The 2,276-nt window shown below is 33.7% G+C and carries 3 protein-coding genes; all 3 read right to left on the bottom strand.

The window, feature by feature from the left end; translation table 11 throughout:
* Nucleotides 1-107 precede the first annotated feature (107 nt).
* Nucleotides 108-905: a T6SS effector amidase Tae4 family protein gene (locus ACWIUO_RS13595; RefSeq protein WP_454178425.1), complete on the bottom strand. Its 798-nt coding sequence runs from the start codon at nucleotides 903-905 to the stop codon at nucleotides 108-110.
* An 11-nt stretch (nucleotides 906-916) separates the two neighbouring features.
* Nucleotides 917-1,642, bottom strand: coding sequence for a hypothetical protein (locus tag ACWIUO_RS13590; protein WP_454178424.1), 726 nt, complete (start codon nucleotides 1,640-1,642; stop codon nucleotides 917-919).
* Nucleotides 1,643-1,726: 84 nt separating this feature from the next.
* Nucleotides 1,727-2,200: a hypothetical protein gene (locus tag ACWIUO_RS13585; RefSeq protein ID WP_454178423.1), complete on the bottom strand. Its 474-nt coding sequence runs from the start codon at nucleotides 2,198-2,200 to the stop codon at nucleotides 1,727-1,729.
* Nucleotides 2,201-2,276 lie beyond the last annotated feature (76 nt).

The raw sequence follows: 2,276 nt of genomic DNA, 5'->3' as shown, positions 1-2,276 counted from the left end.
AACGCTGACTTGCATCATAAAAAAAAACAGCATCGTGAGCGCATATAATGCCCACACAAACAATCAACACATATAACACAATTTTCTTTCCAATCATTTTGACTCCTTTATTTTATTTCCCAAAAATAAAAATCAGTTATATGTTGGCTGTAATTATTTATCGGGTCTCTTAAGTAATCATACCCGTATAAATATGTTATTTTTATATCATCATCAAGTTTATCATTCATTTTAAAATCCACAAATCCATTTCTATCCCATAGCGTTGAATGTCTAATGCGATTTCCCTCTAATCTCATTGCAACAACGCCCTTTTTATTAAAAGATTCTAGTATTCCAAAAAGTTTCCTATTCTCTTCTTTGGTTGTCATAGATACATAAAAATCCATTGAATGTTCTTTTTGTAATGATTTGTCAAAATCCTTGCCATAGCTTTTTGGTTCTCCCCAAATGGTTTTTAATGAATCTATAATATTATCGACAGATATATAGTAGCAATATCCATTTATTTTCCAGCACCCATCGGGTTTAAGATTATTACTATTTGGATTTTTGTGAAATGGCACAGGGCTATGATTTATAGCATAGCTTACTCTTGTAGCGCAAGTGTTATAGCGACTTTTTTGGTCTTCGTCAAAGAAATTAAATAAAGCAGTGCCAACTTTTTTGTAGATTTTGCCTGACCTAGTGCAACGAAGTTTTTGTTTCTCTTTTTTAAATTGATCATTTGTTATTTTTCTATTGTTGAATTGTTGTTTAGCAATCCTATAACCTGCTACCCACTCATCAATACCAATATCCGTAATTTCCACATAAGGCTTTAGCACTTCCTCAAAGTCGGGTCTGCATACATTTTTTTCTATGCTTTTATCGCCAACCCTAGCCCTTATTTTACATTCGCTCATTGTGTTGTCCCTTAATCATTAAATACATTTTTTATGATGGCTTTGCCATTTTCATCGATTGTCGCTTGTGTGCTAAAAGTTTGATTGTTTCGCTCTAATTCTATGTTTATAATTTCACCTTTATTGTAGCCTTGTGTTGCTAAATGCAAGTTAATATCTTTTGTAAATCGTGTATCATAATCCTCTAATCTTACCATTTTTTCCCCATAGCTAAAATACATTTCTAATATTTCTTTTTGGAATTGTGAATTACTAGAATCTGCATTTGATTTTGGGTTAGATTCTGCATTAGATTCGTTTGATTTTGCGCTAGATTTGCTTGTAGATTCTGCGTTTTCATTACCATTTTGCGCATTCTCTGCTATATCCTCATCTAGCTCAAATATATCTTTTGCTTTTGGTTCGCCTTGCAGGATTAGAGGTGAGCCTTTGTCTGTGATGACTTGAGAGATGGCTTGGGCTAGGACTATTTTTTGGTTATCGATTTCTAGCAATGCAGAGCAAATCGAATTTGGGATATTTACTAACTTAGTGCAAGGGCTAGGAATCCCTGCGATATTATTTGTGCAACCTATAATGGAGGCATTTGCTAAATCTTGCAAACTTATCATTCCAGCATCATTGCCATTAGAATCTTGCACACACATTAAATCTTTTGTGCTTGATTGAAGTAAGATTTTGCCTTTATGAGCACATTCTATAGAGTCAGATTCTAGCAGGGGATTTAGCTTTGGCATTTAGATTCCTTAAGATTGAGAATGTTTGCAAATGTGGTTGTGGCAAAAACTTGTTTGTGTTGTTGCATTGGATTTGCATTATGCTTAGCCAAATTCTTTAAAACTTTGCAACTGCCAAAATTCAAGGGGCTCTCCTTCGTAGTCCTGTATTTTATGATATTTGCATTCCTTGCAACGCTCTGTAATAATTTTTTCTGCTTCTATATGATATTGCGCAGAATGATATATGGATATACACCTTCTTAGCGTGCAACTTGGACATTCTCGTTTTTCTTTTGTTATGCTTTTGACATCACTATCAAGATTGTCTATGTATTTTATAATCTTATCTCTTCGTATCTCATCATCCACATCTATATACATTTCCCTTGCGTTTTCTTCGGTTTTAGATTGCGGTGGATTATCATATATCCCAAGACAATATGTTAGCCCAAAGTATTTAAGTCTATGGATTTGAGCCATTTTATCTTTGGCGATTAGCTCTTTCGCACCATAATCCCCAGCAATCAATGGATAAACACAAGCAAACAAGGCATATAACATTACAATATGTTTCATTTCTTGTGCTCCTTTATTTTAGTTCCCAAAAATGAGAATCTTTTATTTGCATTCTTTGCAGTATTTTTTGACTATG

This window comes from Helicobacter sp. T3_23-1056 (assembly GCF_053654535.1).
The sequence above is the reverse complement of the archived record's forward strand: the minus strand, read 5'-3'. Positions and strand labels throughout refer to the sequence as shown.